Origin of the sequence: Virgibacillus sp. 6R, assembly GCF_001895305.1 — a bacterium.
GTDB classification, from domain to species: domain Bacteria; phylum Bacillota; class Bacilli; order Bacillales; family Amphibacillaceae; genus Virgibacillus; species Virgibacillus pantothenticus.
Genome location: NZ_CP017762.1, coordinates 3,072,441 through 3,091,992 on the forward strand (window position 1 = coordinate 3,072,441; position 19,552 = coordinate 3,091,992).

Consider the following 19,552-nt stretch of genomic DNA (forward strand, 5'->3'; position numbering starts at 1 on the left):
TATTCAATGTCCGAATTTACTCGTCCTCAGCGCATAGTCATTCATTGATGCTAAAAATTGGTCCACTAAACCTGAAAAGTCGCCAATGCATCAAAATATATTCGCTAGGTTTCATCCAATCCCACGGAGTACCGAGTATGAACTGAAGACATGCCTAGGAAGAAAAATTTCAATCTATGAAATATCTAAAAAGATGACTTCAGTAGCTAAATGATGTATATGTACCTAGAACAAACAATTTTCATTTAGCTTAATTTTCTTTAAAATATAATATATAATTATTGTATATTTATTCTGTATAGTGCATAATAATTCATAATATATTTAAAAGGTGGCGATAAAATGAAGATTGGTGTAAAAGAAACATTAAAAGGATTACAAGGTAGAGACTTTTTAACATTGGCAGACTATTCACGTGAAGAGATAGAAGAATTAATCGAATTAGCTCAAACACTAAAATCTAACTACAAAAGTGGATACCGAGATCTATTATTAACAGGAAAAACATTAGGTATGATTTTTGAAAAATCCTCAACGAGAACAAGAGTTTCTTTTGAAGTTGGTATGTATCAATTAGGAGGGAATGGTATCTTTCTAAACTCCAAGGATTTACAAATTGGAAGAGGAGAGACGATTGCAGATACAGCACAGGTGCTGTCAAGGTATCTGGATGGAATAATGATTCGGACTTATTCACAAGCGGATGTAGAGGAACTAGCAAGTCAAGCAAGTATTCCTGTTATTAATGGACTAACAGATGTATATCATCCTTGTCAGGTTTTAGCTGATTTGCTAACTATAAAGGAATTAAAGGGGACGCTCCAAGATTTAAAACTAGCATATATTGGTGATGGAAATAACATGGTACATTCATTAATGCTTGGGGCAAGTATTTTAGGAATGCATGTAGCTGTTGCTACGCCGAATGGTTATCAGCCAGATAAAGAAATTGTGGCAAAGGCAAGTGCGCTTGCAGACCGATCTGGTGGCAGTGTCCACATTACGGATCAGCCTCAAGAAGCCGTTCAGCAAGCTGATGTCATTTATACGGATGTTTGGGCTAGCATGGGGCAAGAGGAAGAACAAGAAAAAAGAGAATTGGCGTTTACGAACTTTCAAGTAAATGCACAATTAATGCGTTTAGCAAAAAGCGACATGAGCTTCATGCACTGTTTACCGGCTCATCGCGGAGAAGAAGTAACTGCAGATGTGATTGATGGTCCTCATTCGGTTGTTTTTCAGCAGGCGGAGAATCGATTGCATGCACAAAAAGCATTATTAGTAGCTTTAATGGGAGTAACAGATAAAGAGGGCGTTCTTTTCGCAAAACAAAACCCAAGAAATTAACATTTAACAAAACAAGCAATTAGTGGTAAACAGCATTTATCCCGTATAGGTGCTGTAAGACTCCCACTTTAGGAGTTGAATAATCTGTACTGCAACAAGTCTGCCACTTTCCTTTTGCAATAGTAATCACATAAATGAAATTATGGTAAATGATAGAAAACCGCCGAAGTTCACATTTTAACTCACATGAGGTTACATCCCTGTATCTGATTCCCGGCGAAAAGCTCTAAGTAAATAACACTGATTCTGTATAATAAACAAAAAAACAGTGGTGGATAAAAGTAAACACCACTGTTTTATAATTTATGTTACGCCTTCTCTGTTACTAAACTAATTTCGTCTCTACTCTTACTCCAGTGAAATCTATTTCTCTTTGCTGAATATGATAGGAAGAAAATGTATTTTGTAACTTTTGCTTTATAGCTGCTCCGGTTCCTTTAGGGAAAAATGATAACATAGTAGGTCCTGCACCACTAATGACAGTACCATATGCGCCAAGTTCTTTAGTCATTCGTTTGATAGCGTCGTATTTGGCAATTAACTTTGCCCGAAAAGGCTCATGAAAGATGTCTTTTTCCATCATTTTTCCTGCCAGTTCATAATTTTCATTCATCAATGCTGCGATGAAGACATTCCCTATACTGCCAGCTTTTGCAGCTTGAGAACGTGAGTATACCTCAGGAAGTACTTGTCTTGACACATCTGTTTTCAATTCTTCTTGCGGAATGAACACGAGAATATCGATATTTAATTGATTTATTTTGCAAACATCTATGGATTTATCGTCGTTATAGGCAGTAACTACTAATCCGCCAAGTAGAGCGGCGGCAACGTTATCGGGATGGCCTTCTCGTTCCGTAGCCAACTGTAATTTTTCGTTGCTGGATAGACCCAGCTGACAACATTGATTAGCTAACTCGATACCAGCAACAATTGCTGATGCACTACTTCCTAATCCACGAGCTAAAGGAATTGCACTATTAATGGTCATATAACAAGCCGGGAGTTCCTTTCCATATAGCGCTGCAGTTTGATTGGCTACCTGATAGATAAAATGCTCCTTATAGTTGTTAAAAGCTGGTAGCATTTCTGATTGCTGATCGATCCCCCAAGTATTATTTGCTGAAACGGTTAGGTTAAGATATAAATCCACTGCTAGTCCTAATGAATCGAAGCCAGGTCCGATATTTGCGGAGCTGGCCGGTACGGAAAGGCTAAATGGTTTCATGTGTTAACCTGCTTTGCTAAATATTCCATAACCGCTTGTTCATCATTTGGTAAAGACACTGGGTCGATGTTTAACTCATCAATAGCTGTTTGTGGATCTTTTAAGCCATTTCCTGTTAATACAGCTACAACTTTACTGCCTTGTTTAATCGTTCCGTTCTTTGTTTCTCGAATAACTCCAGCTATGGATGCATTGGATCCTGGTTCAGCAAAGATTCCTTCCGTTTGAGCTAACGTTTTGAAAGCATGAATAATTTCATCATCGCTGACTGCTTTTATCGCGCCGCCTGACTCATTTCTAGCTGTTTCAGCCAGTTTCCAACTGGCAGGATTTCCAATCCGAATAGCTGTTGCAATCGTCTCTGGCTGTTCAATAACTTTGTTGTTGACAATGGCTGCTGCTCCTTCTGCTTCAAAACCAAACATTTTTGGTAGCCCTGTCTGTTTAAAGGCATCGTACTCCTTAAATCCTTTCCAATAGGCACTTATATTTCCAGCATTGCCGACAGGAATAGCTAGAACATCAGGGGCTGCACCTAATTCATCACAAACTTCAAAGGCAGCTGTTTTTTGTCCTTCGAGCCGGTAAGGGTTGACTGAATTAACTAATGTGACGGGCTGTTTTTCACTTAGATGGCGAACCATCGTTAAAGCCTCATCAAAATTACCATCAATTTCGACGATCTCTGCACCATACATAATGGCTTGTGCTAGTTTACCAAGTGCAACTTTCCCTTTAGGAATGACAATAATTGCTTTTATTCCTGCCTTTGCAGCATATGCGGCAGCAGAGGCAGATGTATTTCCTGTAGAGGCGCAAATAATCGAATTACTACCTTCTTCAATTGCTTTAGCGACAGCCATTACCATTCCCCGATCTTTAAACGAACCCGTTGGATTAGCACCTTCAATTTTTCCATATAATTCAATGCCTAATTCCTTGGACAAGTTCGTCAGATGGATGAGTGGTGTGTTTCCCTCATGCAATGTTAGTGCAGGTGTATGATTCGTTGTTGGTAAAAACTCATGATAATGTTTTAGCAGTCCCGGCCAATTCATCTGGTGCATCCCCTTCCACTTTGTAGTAGCTTTTGATTTGTTTGACGACGTCTAATTCATGAAGCTGATTTAATGCATTTTCAAAGGTTGCTAAAGATGTTTGATGTGTAATAAGTATAATTTCCGCCAAGCCGTTCTGCTTCATTGGTGTTTGTAAAATGCGCTTAAAGCTGATGGACAGATCATTAAACAAGGTTGATATTTCGGAAAATGCCCCGATACGATCTTTCACGTGAATACGTAAGTAATACTGTCCTGAGCGTTGCTCACTATTCCGTAATGTGGTTGTAATTCTAGGTTCTAATGAAGCATTGCCACTTATGCCTAGGCGCATATTCTTAATTACGGTTACGAGGTCTGAAACGATTGCTGTTGCAGTAGGCAAGCTTCCGGCACCTGGTCCGTAGAACATGGTTTCACCAACTGCGTCCCCATACACATAAACCGCGTTATATTCATTTTTTACACCGGCTAATGGATGATCATTGGAAAGAAAAGTTGGTTGCACACTTACTTCAATTTGCTGATTTTTACATTGCGCAAATCCAATTAATTTCATCGTATAGCCAAATTTTTCACCATATTGTAAATCCGCTAACTCTAAATCCTTAATTCCATTTACCTCTACTTCAGATAATGCCACATCGGTAGAAAAAGCCAGTCTTCCTAATATCGCCATTTTTCTAGCTGCATCTAATCCTTCCACATCCGCTGTAGGATCGGCCTCAGCAAAACCTAATTCCTGTGCTTCCTTTAATGCATCCTCATAAGTCATTCCATCATTTGTCATTTTCGTTAAAATATAATTCGTTGTTCCATTGACAATTCCCATAACTTTTTGAATGCGGTCCGAAGCTAAACCATCTGTAATCCCTCGTAAAATAGGTATACCACCAGCTACGCTTGCTTCGTAATAAAAATCACATTTATGCTGACGAGCAGTTTCTTCTAATTCCGTGCCATGTAAGGCAATTAGATCTTTATTGGCACTTACTACATGTTTTTTAGTCCTAAATGCTTCCAGTGTATATTGATAAGCTTCATCAATACCTCCCATTACTTCTATAATAACATCAATTGCGGGATCTTGAAGAATATCTGCTGGATCGGTAGTGAGAAACGTTTGATTGAGATCAACATCACGAACCTTATCTACATTACGAACTAATACGCTTTTAACTTCAATGGAACAGCCTAATTGATGAACGAGCTCTTCTTGATGATTTTTAATAAGCTTAATGACTCCTGAACCGACGACTCCTAATCCTAATAGACCGATAGAAACCTTGTTTCCCACTTCATCACCTCATCGCTTTTGTTTAATAGCTATTTAAACACGAATAATGAAGGATAGCAATAGCGAAATTTTCAAAATAAAAAAATAAACGGCTTACATTTACAAAAATATGATTTATGTGTCATTTCTATGGACTAGAAGAGAAAACTCTGTTTAACCTTTTGCACCCTTTTTGAATAAACTACAAAGAAAGAATGTGCAAAGAGGTGTATAAATTGAATGTTACAACAGTAGGATTTCTCTTCTTTTTAAGTTTAGTATTTGGAGCAGGAGCAGGTTGTTTATTTAATCATATGAAAGTAGGAGCCTCCATAGGGCTTGCGGTGGGGATGTTGATTGTGGTTTTATTTCGAATCAAGCGCTGGTGAACGTTTCATTTCCCTTTGCTAGGCATGTGATATCGTAAACCGGATCAAAAAAAGCAGCAAGTCCTGTTTGGATAGGAAATCTAAAATCATTCATGAACAAATAAATAATGTGGTTCAACAAGTACTGTGCATATGTTCTAGTGCATGAAAATTAACCCTACAGCATAGGTTGGTACGAGGGTTACAATGGTTCTCGTTCCCCAGTTAGACAAGCAATAGTCGTACAAGACATGTAAAAGGACAAAAAACCGATGTCATAGGGTAAAACGCAACTTGGATAGAAGGTGTATCGTTCACTGATGTAAAGCAGCAATTATCTACGTACTCAAGTAAATAAAATCAATGTAGCATGAAGTTTTCATTTTTTTTTGATATACTAAAATTACCTCACATCATTACAAGGAGGAAACATCGTTGGGTAAAGAAGCAAAGTTACAAAAGGATGCCATGCGCGTTTTAAAAGAAACGAGCAGAACCTTTTATATTCCGATTACGCTACTAAAATCCGTATTAAAACATACGGTTGGCTCTGCGTATTTATGTATGCGAGCAATTGATGAAATAGAAGATCATGAGCAACTAACTTCTGAGACGAAGCAACATTTGTTGCGATCAACTGGTAAACTATTACAAGAACGATCATTTGATGAAGAGGCGTATTATCAGTTAATAAAGCCTTATGCAGCTATACTGCCAGAAGTAACTATAAGGCTTGCTGATTGGTTAAAAGTTTGCCCTAAAGATATAGTCATTAAAATTAAACAGTCTACAAGTATTATGGCCGATGGAATGGCAAAATGGACAGAAAAAAATTGGGACTTGCGAACAAAAGAAGATTTGGATGAATATACATATTATGTTGCAGGATTAGTCGGTGTAATGCTGTCAGATATCTGGGAATGGTATGACAACACGAAAACAGACTATGACTTAGCGGTTGGCTATGGCAGAGGTCTGCAAGCGGTAAATATGTTAAGAAATCAGGAAGAAGATGCGGAGCGAGGCGTTCATTTTGTTCCAGATGGATGGACAAGAGCAGATTTGTTTACATATGCCAAGGAAAATTTGCAGCAAGCAGAAATTTACATAAAGGATATTCAAACAAGAAACATTTTACTATTTTGTAAGATTCCCCTAGCTTTAGCTAAAAAGACATTAAAGGCATTAGAAAATGGGGAAGAAAAAATGTCACGTGATGAAGTTGAGGCTACAGTAGATGATATTTTAAACCAATAAGTGCCCAAGTATTTGTAGGCTCGAATTGTTGACAAAATAATAACGGCAACCTATAATCATGAACTGTGTTTAAAAACGAGCAAGCCGATGGATTCTTGTCAAGATTATTTCATACTGCCCTGGCAGTATAGGTATGATGAAGGCTTTCGCTATGGTAACTTTGGTAAGTAAAGTGAAGTATCGGGGAATAATCTTTATCCATCCAATGGTCTTTAATGACAAGTGAAGTAGAATGTGTTTGAAAAAGTGGATGAAGAGGTAGTCTAGAATTTCATTGTACTTTGTTTCGAAAAACTGGATGTTGCAAAATATATAACAACAGCTAGAAACAAACGATTATATCAAAGAAATTCGCTGTGCCATTTTATTGAATTTTTTTAAACAGCTTGTGTAAGTAAATTATAGGCACTTGCTCCTAAAATTTAGGAGGAAAAACGTGGACTTAAAAAAAGACACGAAGTTAGATTGGCCAGTATTCATGATCAGTGGTGGAATGCTAATACTGTTTATTCTATTGTCACTTTGGAGTAGCGATGCAGTTGGAGATGTTGTAAATACGTTATTTGTCTATGCATCGGATATCTTTGGCGCTTATTGGCAATTGTTATTGATAGGAAACTTTTTTATTGGATTATTTTTAGCCTTTTCAAAGTATGGAAAAGTGAAATTAGGTAACCAGGATCAGCCTAAGTATAGTTACTTTAAATGGGTATCTATGATATTAGTAACACTCTTAGCAAGTGGCGGGGTGTTTTGGGCTGCGTCTGAGCCAATGTACCATTATATGACAAATCCACCTTTATTTGGTGGTGGAGATTTTCAGAATATCAACGCTGCCTTTGCACAATCATTTATGCATTGGGGGTTTTTAGCGTGGGCCATTCTAGGAACACTTGCTGTTATCGTAATGATGTATGTGCACTATAGCAAAGGTTTTCCACTTAAGCCAAGGGGGTTATTATACCCTATCTTTGGTGAAAAAATTTACCATAAAAGTGCTGTTGGTACGGCTGCTGATGTGTTTGCAATCTTTGCAACAGTAGCAGGAACGCTTGGACCTTTAGGGTTTTTAGGTTTGCAAATTGCTTATGGGATGAGTCATTTGTTTGGCGTACCAAATACGCTTACTGTAAGCATACTTGTTATTATAGGATTGGTGCTTGTTGCAGCAATTTCAGCTGCTACTGGTGTTGATCGTGGAATTGTGACGTTAAGCCGTTATAATGTAGGGTTTACGATATTTTTAGCAGTTCTCGTACTCATTATTGGACCAACAGCGTTTATTATTGATGCTTTTGTTGGTGGTACTGGCGTACATTTACAAAATTTCTTTACGATGTCATTATTCCGTGGAGATGAGGGCTGGCTCTCCTCTTGGACGATTTTTTTCTGGGGATGGTTTTTAGGTTATGCTCCCATGTTAATTGTGTTTATTAGTCGGATTTCTCGAGGAAGGACCATCCGCGAATTAGTGATTGCTGTTTCTATTGTAGCACCAATCATAAATAATTTTTGGTTTTCCATTGTTGGCGGAACAGGAGTGTTTTTTGAAAATAAACATCCAGGATCTGTTTCCGACTCTTTAAATGAGGGCGGTATGCCTGCAGCGGTAATGGCGATTACCGACCAGCTGCCATTAAGTGTTTGGTTTGGTGTGGGCTTTCTCCTTGTTTCGATTATTTTTGTTGCCACAACAGCTGATACAATGGCGTATACGGTTGCAGCAACAATTACAGGAAACGATCATCCAAAGCGCTGGCTGCGTGTATTTTGGGCGTTAATCTTTGGTGGAACTTCGGCAGCAATTTTAACAATAGGTGAGGACAGTGTGGCTTCCATCCAAAATTCTATCGTTATAACAGCTGTACCCGTTTCTATTTTGCTACTCCCTACGCTTTGGTGTGCGCCTAGAATTGCTAGGACAATGGCATTAGAGCAAGGACTGATTTGGCAAAGAGAATTGCTAAAGAAAGTAGATAAGTAAAAAACCTCTATCTGATAGAAAGATTTTTTCTATCAGATAGAGGTTTTTCGTATTTGGAAGGTCGGTTTGCGAAACAACTTGTATCTGTATGAAGAGAGGTAAAGAAAAGATATTTATACTTTGAAGGAAATAATTAAAAGAGCTAGGGCAAAAGGATTTAGAGGCAGATGCATAAAGGGGCATTTCCATACCATCAAGGAAAACGGGCGCAAAAGCAACGGTGAAATTTATGTTCAATTGTACACAATTCAAAATCTTGAATTCAAAATGGAAAGTCAGTAAACTGATACATAAGGTCATCAGATGACCTTATTAGGGGATGGGTGAAAACGCTTAATTAAACAGAGAGAGAAAAGAGGGGTTTCTATGTATCTAATTGTTGCATTAAGTGCAATTATTGCACCATTTATTTTTTTAGTAGTATTTCGTTTCCCTGCTACAAAGGGGATGACGTGGAGTGCATTCATTGTTATCGGACTTGCAATGGCAATTTGGGGAGTGGAGGGGAAGCTAATTGCTTCATCTGTATTACAGGGTATACATAAAACGTTAACCATACTTTGGATTTTATTCGGGGCACTTGTGTTGTTAAACACACTTCGCAAGACAGGAGCAGTAGATCGGATTAACCAAGGGTTTCAAAACATTTCAACAGATATGCGCGTGCAAGTAATTATCGTTGCTTTTTTATTCGGATCGTTAATAGAAGGAGCTGCTGGCTTTGGTACACCAGCGATGGTAACAGGCCCATTAATGATTGCACTTGGGTTTCGTCCGTTAGCTGCTGCAACAACTGCTTTAATTGCAGATAGTACAGCAGTTGCTTTTGGAGCAGTGGGTACTCCAGTAGCAGTCGGTTTAAGTACACTTCCGGAAGCAGGTCCAGCATTTTTTCAAGAAATAGGGAAAACGATTACAACGATTGATATATTTGCGGGAACATTTATCCCCTTTACTTTAGTCGTGATTATGACAGTATTCTTTGGAAAGGCTAAGGGGTTAAAAGATGCATGGCCGATGTTGCCTTGGACGTTATTAATTGGTATCGTTTACACTTCGTCTGCACTGCTATATGCAGTGGTTTTTGGGCAAGAGTTTATTGCAATTTTAGCATCATTAACAGCCTTAATTATTGCAACCATAACGGCAAAAAAGGGCTGGCTTCTACCGAAAAAAACATGGCAAGATGCCTTGCAGGAAGATTTTCACCCAGAAAAGAAAAAATCCGATATGGGACTGTTTGCAGCGTGGTCGCCGTATGTGATTGTCGTTGTATTGTTATTAATGACGCGGATTATCCCTTGGCTAGCTCAATTTACAAAAACAGCGATTGATTTTTCATGGACGAATATTCTTGGCATTGAAGGCATTACCTCTAACTGGGAGTTTCTTTATTCGCCAGGAACGATTCTGGCAGTTGCTGCAATAGTATCGGTCTTTCTTCATCGAAAAGGCTTTTCTGTATTTATCTCAGCAGCTAACCAGTCTTTTTTAACCATGAAAACGACCGCAATATCATTAATTGCTACATTAGCGATGGTGCATGTATTTACGAATTCAGGTATCAATGTTCATGATTTGGCGAGCATGCCTCAATATATTGCTGAATCATTTGCTAATTCTTTAGGGGCGGTATGGTTTTTGGTAGCCCCTTTTGTAGGTGAGCTAGGCTCGTTTATTACTGGGAGCGCAACGGTTTCAACCTTAACATTTGCCCCTATTCAGCATAGTGTTGCAAATCAAGTAGGTATGGATGCAAATGCAGTACTTGCTGCCCAGATTGTCGGAGCAGGTGCGGGTAATATGATTTGCGTGCATAATGTGGTAGCAGCCAGTGCTGTAGTAGGCTTATCCGGGAAAGAAGGCGATATTATCCGAAAAACATTGTTACCCGCCATTTTATATGGACTGGTTATCGGTTTAGCAACCTATTTTATTTTTTAGTACAGGATTGTTTTGACAGTTGCCTATAGTATGCAACAATGGATTCGATTTTGAATGAAGCTGTCTGAAATTCACAGTAACTTTAATGCAGTTAAAAAATTTAATATTGCGTTTGTCCAACTCTGATTTGTAAGTAATCCGCTCCTCAACAGCTTTTCAAATATAGACGTATCAAGTAAAATGGGTTCAAATGAGGGGGAGTGGGAAGCATGAAATATAAGCGTATTCAACCTAAAAAAATATATGAACAAGTAGCTGATTCATTAATTGATATGATTAAATCTGGGCAGTTACAGCCTGGAGATAAATTAGATTCTGTTGAAAAATTAGCAGCTAACTTTGAAGTAGGAAGGTCAGCAATTCGCGAAGCATTAAGTGGATTGCGCTCAATGGGGTTAGTGGAGATGCGTCAAGGGGAAGGAACGTACGTGAAAACATTCGACCCGAAAAGATTCACTCTTCCTGTTAGTACCGCATTTCTAATGAAACGAAATGATGTACAGGAACTCTACCAAGTTCGGAAAATATTAGAAGTCGGAACTGCGGGGTTAGCAGCGGAAAATTATCAAGCAGCTGATTTATTGGAAATGGAAAAAGCTTTAGTTGTTATGGAACATGCTAAAGGAAATGAGGCTTTAGCAGAACAAGCCGATACTGATTTTCATGTAGCTATCGCGAAAGCGACACATATTAATTTACTAAACCATTTAATGGGTAGTGTCGCTGAGCTGATGTCGGAAACGATACGAGAATCACGGCAAATTTTATTATATACCGAGGATCGAGCAGATATTTTGCTAGAAGAGCATCAACAGATTTTTGAAGCGATAAAAAGTAGGCGGGCAGATCAAGCAAGAGAAGCAATGTACAGTCATTTAGAAAAAGTAGAGAAATTGGTATTTAAACATCTTGATGTATAACTTTTCTGCCTGCTTGAGTTATGAAAATGGGGTGAGATTAATGAAAGTTTCATTATTTATTACATGTGTCAGTGACATGATTTTTGCCGATGTTGGTAAACATACGGTGGAAATTTTGGAGCGTGTTGGCTGTGAGGTCGATTTTCCAGCGGCGCAGACATGCTGTGGTCAGCCAGCTTATAATAGTGGGTATTTACAAGAAGCCAAGCAATCTATGAAACAAATGATGCGTTCCTTCAAAGACTCAGAGTATGTGGTTGGTCCTTCAGGCTCTTGTGTCGGTATGTTAAAAGAGTATCCTGCTATTTTCAAAGGTGACTCAGAATGGGAAGAAGCAGCGGTAGATCTTGCTAATAAGAGCTATGAAATTACGCAATTTTTAGTTGATGTTCTGGGGGTAACCGACCTAGGATCTACCTTTAAAGGCAAGGTTACCTATCACCCATCATGCCATATGACGCGAATTCTTGGAGTGAAAGATGCACCACAAACACTTTTACGTCATGTGAAAGGCATCGAGTTGATAGAATTGCCTGTAAAGGAAGATTGCTGTGGATTTGGTGGTACATTTGCTGTGAAAAATCCTGACATCTCGCGGGAAATGGTAAAGGAAAAGTCGCAACATGTATCAGAAACGAATGCGGAATATTTAGCTGGTGGTGATATGGGCTGCTTAATGAATATTGGCGGTAGGATGCGTCGAGAGGGGAAAAATGTAAAAGTCGTCCACATTACGGAAATTTTGAATACACATGAACAAGGTGGGGGAATTGCATGAGTATCAAACTGGGAGATATGTCATACCAAGACCGAATTGAAAAAGGGATTGAGAATGACTTCATGAGAGAAGCCGTTTCCTCTGCACAAGGGCGATTTAGAAACGGTCGTCTCACACAAGCGGAAGAGCTTGGTGATTGGGAGGACTGGCGACAGCTTGGATCGGAAATTCGTACGCATACATTAGAAAATCTCGATTATTACTTGCAACAATTAAGTGAACAAGTATCCAAGCGTGGCGGAAATGTATTTTTTGCCGCTACAGCAGAGGAAGCCAATGCTTATATTAAAAAGGTCATTAAACAGAAAAACGGCAAGAAGGTCGTTAAATCCAAATCTATGGTAACGGAAGAGATTGGATTGAATCAACAATTGGAGCAAATGGGTGCAGAAGTTGTCGAGTCTGATTTGGGAGAATGGATTTTACAGCTTGATGAAGACCCCCCTTCCCATATCGTTACGCCGGCTCTACATAAAAATAAAGAGCAAATTCGCGAAACTTTTGCAGAAAAACGCGGCTATGATCAGTCCGATTCTCCTGAAGAATTAGCGGCATTTGCCCGTGAACAGCTGCGTAAAGATTTTCTGTCTGCTGATGTTGGGATTACCGGTTGTAATTTTGCAATTGCCGAATCAGGTGCGATTACATTAGTTACCAATGAAGGAAATGCACGTATGGTAACAGCTCTGCCAGATACGCAAATAACGGTTATGGGAATGGAACGCATTGTCCCTACATGGGAAGATATGGAAGTATTAGTAAGTCTGCTAACACGAGCAGCTGTCGGCCAGAAGTTAACGAGCTATGTTACGTCTTATACAGGAGCTAGATTAGAAGGAGAAATTGATGGACCTGATGATTATCATTTAGTTATCGTGGATAATGGTCGTTCGAAAATATTAGGAACAGAATTTCAATCGGCTTTGCATTGTATCCGCTGTGCAGCTTGTATTAATGTATGTCCGGTATATCGACATGTCGGAGGTCATGCTTATAATTCTATTTATCCAGGCCCGATCGGCGCAGTTTTAACACCACTATTGGATGGCTATGACGATCATAAGGAGCTACCATATGCATCATCGCTTTGCGCAGCTTGTACAGAGGCATGTCCGGTCAAGATTCCATTACATGAGCAATTGATCCGTCATCGACAAATTATTGTGGAACAGGAGAAGAAATCCCCGGTAACGGAAAAGATAATGATGAAGGGATTTGCGCAATGGGCCTCTACTCCTGCTGCATACAAGCTAAGTACGAAGTTGGCAAGAACAGCCTTAAAGCCATGGACGAAAGATGAAACGATTAAAAATGGCCCTGGTCCATTAAAAGGTTGGACAGATGTAAGAGATTTTCCGGCACCAGCAAAACAATCCTTTCGTGCTTGGTGGAAGGAACGGAAAAAGGGGGTTAATCAGTAATGGTCATTCATAATCACGATGCATTTTTAAGTAATGTAGCAGCACATTTAGGACGACCGCGCCGTACGTCTGGAGTAAAGCGCCCAACTTGGAGCGTTCGCCCACAAGATCGTGTTTTTGCAGGTTATTCCAAAGAAGAACTGATAGCAGTATTAAAAAAGCAGTGTCAAGCGATTCATACCGATGTTGTCGAAGTGAAGCAACATGAACTGACGCAAGCGTTGACAGACACGATCAAACGGTATGAAGGAAAAACGGTAATTGCAGCCAATGATAAACGGAATGCACTATATGGGCTGGATCAATTCTATGAGCAACTCAATGAAGAGATAGATGTGCATATTTGGGATGCCCAACTTGGAAAGGAAAATCAAATCATAGCCGAACGTGCCGATATTGGTATCTCATTTAGCGATATAACTTTAGCTGAGTCAGCTACTGTAACATTGTTTAATGATAAGCACCATGGTCGTTCCATTAGCTTATTGCCCAAAAGCTTTATTGCCATTATCCCTAAGAGTACGATTGTCCCACGCATGACGCAAGCAGCACAGCAATTGCATATGTCTGTGGAGAAAGGGAAGGATGTTCCTTCTTGTGTCAGTTTTGTTTCTGGTCCGAGTAACAGTGCCGATATTGAAATGAATTTAATTGTGGGCGTACACGGGCCTATTCAAGCGACGTATATTGTCGTGGGGGATTAAGTGAGGGGAAAGCGAAAAGTAGAAAAAGCAGTGTCAACAGCTGTTTTATTTAGATAGCAATAACATGAAATAAGGATACCTTTGAATATGTCATTTGTATAGGCAGGAGATTATTTAGACTGGAACTAGATAATCTCCTGTTTTTTCATGCCTTTTATCCCGTATATAAGGTGCTGTAGACTTGTTGCAGGAGTTGGATAATTTCTTGCAATAAGTCTAAGTGAGAGATAATAGCACCTAAATATCCGATTCGTAAGCGCCTTTAGGTCATACCATTACTGTACTAACCATCAGTGGGGATGACTGAAAACCCCCACGGATGGAAGATTCACTTTGGTTCTGTTCGGTTAACAATCAGAGAGGAACGAAGCAACTCTCTGATTGAGGGGGTTTCCTTATGGGAACGAGCTAGAAACATTGAAAAGACTGAATGCGATTAAGGTCAATACCAAAGTATACCCAATTAAAACCAGTCCAACGGAAGCCAGCAATGGAATTTCTCCCTACAAATGTTGGGAAAAACCAGAAAGCGCTCCTTCTTAACCATATATACGTATACCGAAATAAACAATTACGGATGGCTCCAGGGTCAACCGCGAAGGTCTGTACTTGCGATATTTGTGGTGTAAAAGCAGGAGGTGGAGCACTTGGAGGCTGCCCCCCGCCCCCAACTCCAGGGATAGTTGGAAACCCTGGAATTACGCCTCCTGTACCAGGAAAGCCAGGGGGACCGCCGCTTCCTGGAAATCCTGGTGGTGGTCCTGGAGGTCCAAAGCCTCCGCCGGTTTGCCTTGGCTCTAAAAAGACATTTTCTAGCGTAGAGAAAGGAAACTCATGTTGTTCATCCAAGCTTGGGTCATAATGATCGTTATAAAAATGCATACATTCTCCTCCTATAATAATTCGTCTAGTTTACTATATGGGGCATCTGCCTCGCATGTTATTCAATTCCATCATAATGGGCGGACGTTTCTATGTTAAATCGTAAATAATAGCGTTGTGTTAATTATATCTGTTAATTTTAAATCAAATCAATTTTCGATATTAATGTTCATACAACAAAAAAACCTTTACAATGGAAGTTCAGGTGGTTCCTGTTCAAACCCAAAAGTAAAGGAAATTCGTATGAATATAATTATTCTTGTTTTCATCATTGGAAAATTGGTTTCACCCATTAAGTATATGAAGTGAAAGGGATATGGTGAAGTCCTCTGACATCGTGTTCATAAGGAACTCGGACAAAATTTCAGATTGTAACGTATAGTGAACGTTGACGTAGCATTGTTACACGTAATTGGGTAACTGAGACGGTCGATAATCGAAGAAAGCAACAGGGCAATAGTCGAAATAAGTCTGAAACAGCAGTTCACGCCGCTGGGTTTCGGCGGTGAGCCGAAATGAAGATGATATAGAAACTAGAGAGACCCTACTGAGGAGACATCCTCTAAGTGTTTCACACCTTAATTTATTAAGACCATGAAAGCTTATATTTTGTAATTCTCTACTACGTTGTTGCTCTTCATCCGAAAATATTTAATCTTCCCATTTTAATATATTTGGCCGTTTAAAACGAAGTTGGATAGAAAATCTAACATCCCCCATCATCCCCTATAAGCAATTGAATTTGGCAACTATAGGAATCCGTATTAAAAATATCATCTAAAAGTTCTACTTCAATGAAATTATTGATTTTTAAATTATTTTCTTCTATATAATTGTGTAATTTAGTCATGCTTTCCTCTTCATTCTCTTTGCTATAAGCAATTGTTACATATTTGCCTTCTGGTAGTATATCTATATTTTGTTCTATTTGTATACCATCATTATCGTTTAAAACACTAAAAACATAACTAGGTTCTAAGCTCCCTTTTGAATTGATGTTATATACTATGCCACTTTCCATGGTTGTTTCTACATTTTTCTCTTGTATAATTTTGTCTAAATCTGAATAGTAAAGCACCTCTTTTAAATCGCCTACTTCTTTACATGGAGCAGTGACTACATAACGTTTTTTGAAATATTGTACTGTTATTTGATTATTTACTAATACCATTTTAGCAAACTGAACACTGTCATTTAATTTGTCAATAGTTTCAATTACTTCTTTCATCTTTTTCATTTTTAGTTCGGTTTCTTCTTTTTTAAAAGCCAGAAATTTTAATAAGTTGTTTGTATTACTCTCCATGAAAATTTGTTTCAGTTCTTTAATACTGGTTCCTAAAATTCTACAAGCTTTGATTATATCAATGTGAATAAACTGATCGATTGAATAGTATCTAAAACCAGATTCCTTATCGATATAAGCTGGGATAAGAATGCCCTCTTGGTGGTAATATCTTAAAGCTTTTATTGTGACACCTTTGATATCAGCAACTTCACCAATAGAAAATAAATCTTTCATTTTATCTTTCCTTTCTTGTTGACTCTACCCTAAGGGGAGATAGTACTATCATTTTATAGTTAAAGTTAATGAAAGGATAGTGGAAAAAATGAGCACTGTAAAATATAGAGATCTTAAAAGAGAAGATTACCAACAAATAAAACAATTAATTAATGATGCATTTAATTTTCATGAATTTATAAAAGACGAAAGAGTTTTAAATTTAGTATTAAACTATTATCTACAAAGTTGTATTGTAAGTAGCTCTTTTAGTAAAGTAGCTGAAAAAGATAATAAAGTAATTGGTATTATCCTCGGAAATGCACTAAAAGACCGACATCGTCTAAAGAAAGCTCATAATATTTTTAGTATTGCAAGGACTATGTTTAAAGGTATTTTTGTATCTAAGGAAAACAGAAAAGTGCTAAATATATTCTCAGAGACTGAAAAAGCGTATGATGAATTGTTTAAAGGAAAGGAAAAGAATTTTCAAGGGAGTATTGAATTGTTTATCGTATCTCAAGAATCAAGGGGTCTTGGAGTAGGTGGAGAGTTGCTTAATAGTTTGTTCAATTACATGAAAAGTATGAGAGTAAATTCTATATATGTTTACACTGACAATGAGTGTAATTATGGATTTTATGATAGTAAAAATTTTAAACGTATAAATGAAAAAGAAATCATTTTTGAACAGTTCAAGGATAGCCTAACAGTATTTTTATATGAATATAATTTTCCTATAGTGAGATTATAATTCCCGATAAAGAAGGTTGAAATAATTAAATTTAACTTCTATTTAAAATCATGCTTGCTAATAAAAATTATCGGTGGTAGTATTATTCTTACTTGTGAAGTATAGCTCAGAAGCTGGGCAAGAAAATGAACTGAAACGTGCAACCATATCGTAGTATCGAGCATATCTATCGGGAATGCGTAACATGGGCGAGATAACGTGATACATTAGCCAAAGTAGTAATCTCATCATTTAGAAGCGCATAAGATTTGCATGGGATTTTACCCCGTATAAAAGGGTATGTAAGACTCCCACTTCAGGAGTTGGATATCTATCTGTACGGCAACAAGTCTAAGTGGGAGATAACAGCATCTAAATACCCGATTCGTTCATCTAACAATCCGTGGGGGGATGAATGCAAACCCCCACGGATTGAAGATTTACTTTATACATCCGCTATAAATTTCTGGAAATCAGCACAATAGATTCTCCGACTATGGCACTTATCTACAGATACTACAAAGAGAAGGGAATTTCATGAATGAGTAACAAGAACACGAAATACGAGTATTTAGCGGATGATCCGCAATTTAAAGTTATGCCGATTATGTTGTCATTAATTATCGGGGCATTCTTTGCGATTCTTAATGAAACATTGCTTAATATTGCTTTAACGACGTTAATGAAAGAATTTAATGTATCACTGACGTCCGTGCAGTGGATGGCAACTGGTTTTCTTCTCGTAATGGGAATAGTTATCCCTGCTTCTGCAGTTATGTTGCAATGGTTTACAACGAGGCAGTTATTTTTAGGAACGATGATTGTTTTTACCATTGGAACAACTATTGCAGCATTAGCACCTACTTTTCCGATATTACTTCTGGGAAGGTTAGTTCAAGCTGCTGGTACAGGCCTATTAATGCCAGTTATTTTTAATGTCTTCCTGCTTGTTTTCCCACCGCATCGGAGAGGGAAAGTGATGGGGCTAGTAGGACTTGTGATTATGTTCGCACCTGCAATCGGACCAACCTTGTCAGGTGTGATTGTTGAATATTTGGGTTGGCGTTTTCTGTTTATTGTCGTCATTCCGTTTGCATTGTTTTCCATCGCATTTGCTTATAAGTATTTAGTTAATGTTTCTGAAGTTACGAAACCAAAGATAGATATACTTTCACTTGTTTTTTCTACGATTGGATTTGGATCATTAATTTACGGGTTTAGCTCAGCTGGAGAAAAAGGGTTCCTAAGTCCAAATGTGTATATTTTCATTATTGTTGGTCTCATAGGGATTACTATTTTTTCAATGAGACAATTTAAGTTAAACGACCCTGTTTTGGATCTTCGGGTTTTTAAATATCCCATGTTCACACATGGTATGCTGATGTTTTTAATTATCATTATGACGATGTTTTCATCGGAAATAATTTTGCCTATATTTATGCAGGGAGCTTTAGCATTTTCCGCTGCTAAAGCGGGAATGATGTTATTACCCGGGAGCATCATCAATGGATTAATGTCTCCAGTTATGGGTCATTTATTTGACAAATTTGGACCAAGAGTAATGATGATCCCTGCAACATTCATTTTAAGCACCACCATGTTTATGTTGAGTAGATTAAACGAAAACACGGAGGCTTGGATGATTATTGTTGCATATATCATATTAATGCTGACTGTCTCTGCCATTATGATGCCAGCAGAAACAAATGGATTAAATCAATTGCCAAAACGACTCTATCCACATGGTACCTCAGTTATGTCCACGTTACAGCCAGTAGCAGGAGCTGTCGGCGTGTCTGTTTTTATTAGTATTTTAAATGCGAAACAAAACCATTACCTAAGTCAATCTTCTACTCCGAATGACCCTGCTACCATTAACGATGCGATGATCGTAGGGGTTGAATTCGTTTATTTTATCGCATTTGCTATTTCTATCATTGCCGTTATTTTAGCATTTTTAGTATACCGAGCAGTTCCGAGAGAGGAATATAAAGAAGTAAACCAACAAGATAGTCTAAAATAAATGAACCATTACTCAGTGGGGCTTTTCTCTTTCCCCACTGATTGTTCGTAGTGCAAGGGTATGACCTAGTGATCCTTGAATGAATCTAGAATTTGGATAGCATTATCTCCCGCATAGACTTTTTTTGTATC

Annotated in this window: 16 protein-coding genes; 11 read left to right on the top strand and 5 right to left on the bottom strand. The window is 38.2% G+C overall.

Features of this window, described 5'->3' with window-relative positions:
- Positions 1–342: 342 nt before the first annotated feature.
- Entirely contained in the window at positions 343–1,347 is a 1,005-nt protein-coding gene (argF, locus tag BKP57_RS14085; RefSeq protein ID WP_072741776.1) for an ornithine carbamoyltransferase, read from the top strand.
- Positions 1,348–1,672: 325 nt separating this feature from the next.
- On the opposite strand, the gene thrB is transcribed toward argF, so the two are convergent.
- From thrB to BKP57_RS14100, 3 genes are read right to left on the bottom strand one after another with little or no spacing between them, the layout of a single operon-like run.
- A complete protein-coding gene (gene thrB, locus BKP57_RS14090; RefSeq protein WP_072741777.1) occupies positions 1,673–2,575 on the bottom strand; it encodes a homoserine kinase in 903 nt (300 codons plus the stop codon).
- The gene (gene thrC / locus BKP57_RS14095; protein ID WP_072741778.1) at positions 2,572–3,633 is read right to left on the bottom strand and encodes a threonine synthase; all 1,062 of its coding nucleotides are present in this window, start codon (positions 3,631–3,633) and stop codon (positions 2,572–2,574) included. The genes thrB and thrC overlap by 4 nt, the downstream gene beginning before the upstream one ends.
- Positions 3,599–4,930, bottom strand: coding sequence for a homoserine dehydrogenase (locus tag BKP57_RS14100; protein ID WP_072741779.1), 1,332 nt, complete (start codon positions 4,928–4,930; stop codon positions 3,599–3,601). Before BKP57_RS14100 ends, thrC begins: the two co-directional genes overlap by 35 nt.
- 215 nt (positions 4,931–5,145) lie before the next feature.
- Between BKP57_RS14100 and BKP57_RS22200 the strand changes: the two genes are divergently transcribed.
- From BKP57_RS22200 to BKP57_RS14135, 8 genes are all read left to right on the top strand, one after another.
- A complete protein-coding gene (locus BKP57_RS22200) occupies positions 5,146–5,298 on the top strand; it encodes a hypothetical protein (protein WP_156875343.1) in 153 nt (50 codons plus the stop codon).
- A gap of 414 nt (positions 5,299–5,712) precedes the next feature.
- Complete coding sequence (locus tag BKP57_RS14105) at positions 5,713–6,534, top strand: squalene/phytoene synthase family protein (RefSeq protein ID WP_050351465.1); 822 nt, start codon at positions 5,713–5,715, stop codon at positions 6,532–6,534.
- Positions 6,535–7,012: 478 nt separating this feature from the next.
- Entirely contained in the window at positions 7,013–8,518 is a 1,506-nt protein-coding gene (locus BKP57_RS14110) for a BCCT family transporter (protein WP_050353439.1), read from the top strand.
- Between the two features lie 366 nt (positions 8,519–8,884).
- Positions 8,885–10,462, top strand: a complete 1,578-nt coding sequence (locus BKP57_RS14115; protein WP_072741780.1) for an L-lactate permease — start codon at positions 8,885–8,887, stop codon at positions 10,460–10,462.
- Between the two features lie 209 nt (positions 10,463–10,671).
- Positions 10,672–11,382 carry a FadR/GntR family transcriptional regulator gene (locus tag BKP57_RS14120; protein ID WP_050351463.1) on the top strand — a complete coding sequence of 237 codons (711 nt, stop codon included), beginning with the start codon at positions 10,672–10,674 and terminating at the stop codon, positions 11,380–11,382.
- Between the two features lie 40 nt (positions 11,383–11,422).
- Complete coding sequence (locus tag BKP57_RS14125; RefSeq protein WP_050351462.1) at positions 11,423–12,160, top strand: (Fe-S)-binding protein; 738 nt, start codon at positions 11,423–11,425, stop codon at positions 12,158–12,160.
- Entirely contained in the window at positions 12,157–13,581 is a 1,425-nt protein-coding gene (locus BKP57_RS14130) for a LutB/LldF family L-lactate oxidation iron-sulfur protein (RefSeq protein WP_050351461.1), read from the top strand. Before BKP57_RS14125 ends, BKP57_RS14130 begins: the two co-directional genes overlap by 4 nt.
- Positions 13,581–14,285, top strand: a complete 705-nt coding sequence (locus BKP57_RS14135) for a LutC/YkgG family protein (RefSeq protein ID WP_072741781.1) — start codon at positions 13,581–13,583, stop codon at positions 14,283–14,285. The genes BKP57_RS14130 and BKP57_RS14135 overlap by 1 nt, the downstream gene beginning before the upstream one ends.
- 408 nt (positions 14,286–14,693) lie before the next feature.
- Here the strand turns inward: BKP57_RS14135 and BKP57_RS22205 are convergent, their stop codons facing one another.
- Together BKP57_RS22205 and BKP57_RS14145 are read right to left on the bottom strand one after the other, a co-directional pair.
- On the bottom strand, positions 14,694–15,167 hold the full coding sequence (locus BKP57_RS22205; RefSeq protein WP_050351459.1) for a hypothetical protein: 474 nt from the start codon (positions 15,165–15,167) through the stop codon (positions 14,694–14,696).
- Positions 15,168–15,873: 706 nt separating this feature from the next.
- Positions 15,874–16,686 (bottom strand): MerR family transcriptional regulator, encoded by an 813-nt coding sequence (locus BKP57_RS14145; RefSeq protein WP_072741782.1) that lies wholly within the window; start codon positions 16,684–16,686, stop codon positions 15,874–15,876.
- Positions 16,687–16,774: 88 nt separating this feature from the next.
- On the opposite strand from BKP57_RS14145, the gene BKP57_RS14150 reads away from it, so the two are divergent.
- Both BKP57_RS14150 and BKP57_RS14155 read left to right on the top strand, forming a co-directional pair.
- Complete coding sequence (locus tag BKP57_RS14150; protein ID WP_050351457.1) at positions 16,775–17,419, top strand: GNAT family N-acetyltransferase; 645 nt, start codon at positions 16,775–16,777, stop codon at positions 17,417–17,419.
- Between the two features lie 520 nt (positions 17,420–17,939).
- Complete coding sequence (locus BKP57_RS14155; RefSeq protein WP_072741783.1) at positions 17,940–19,421, top strand: MDR family MFS transporter; 1,482 nt, start codon at positions 17,940–17,942, stop codon at positions 19,419–19,421.
- Positions 19,422–19,552 lie beyond the last annotated feature (131 nt).

Coding starts and splice junctions, on each gene's coding strand:
- BKP57_RS14150 (WP_050351457.1), top strand. CDS start 16,775: ATGAGCACTGTAAAATATAGAGATCTTAAAAGAGAAGATTACCAACAA.
- BKP57_RS14110 (WP_050353439.1), top strand. CDS start 7,013: ATGATCAGTGGTGGAATGCTAATACTGTTTATTCTATTGTCACTTTGG.
- BKP57_RS14135 (WP_072741781.1), top strand. CDS start 13,581: ATGGTCATTCATAATCACGATGCATTTTTAAGTAATGTAGCAGCACAT.
- BKP57_RS14125 (WP_050351462.1), top strand. CDS start 11,423: ATGAAAGTTTCATTATTTATTACATGTGTCAGTGACATGATTTTTGCC.
- BKP57_RS14115 (WP_072741780.1), top strand. CDS start 8,885: ATGTATCTAATTGTTGCATTAAGTGCAATTATTGCACCATTTATTTTT.
- thrB (WP_072741777.1), bottom strand. CDS start 2,575: ATGAAACCATTTAGCCTTTCCGTACCGGCCAGCTCCGCAAATATCGGA.
- BKP57_RS22205 (WP_050351459.1), bottom strand. CDS start 15,167: ATGCATTTTTATAACGATCATTATGACCCAAGCTTGGATGAACAACAT.
- BKP57_RS14130 (WP_050351461.1), top strand. CDS start 12,157: ATGAGTATCAAACTGGGAGATATGTCATACCAAGACCGAATTGAAAAA.
- BKP57_RS14145 (WP_072741782.1), bottom strand. CDS start 16,686: ATGAAAGATTTATTTTCTATTGGTGAAGTTGCTGATATCAAAGGTGTC.
- BKP57_RS14120 (WP_050351463.1), top strand. CDS start 10,672: ATGAAATATAAGCGTATTCAACCTAAAAAAATATATGAACAAGTAGCT.
- argF (WP_072741776.1), top strand. CDS start 343: ATGAAGATTGGTGTAAAAGAAACATTAAAAGGATTACAAGGTAGAGAC.
- thrC (WP_072741778.1), bottom strand. CDS start 3,633: ATGAATTGGCCGGGACTGCTAAAACATTATCATGAGTTTTTACCAACA.
- BKP57_RS14155 (WP_072741783.1), top strand. CDS start 17,940: ATGAGTAACAAGAACACGAAATACGAGTATTTAGCGGATGATCCGCAA.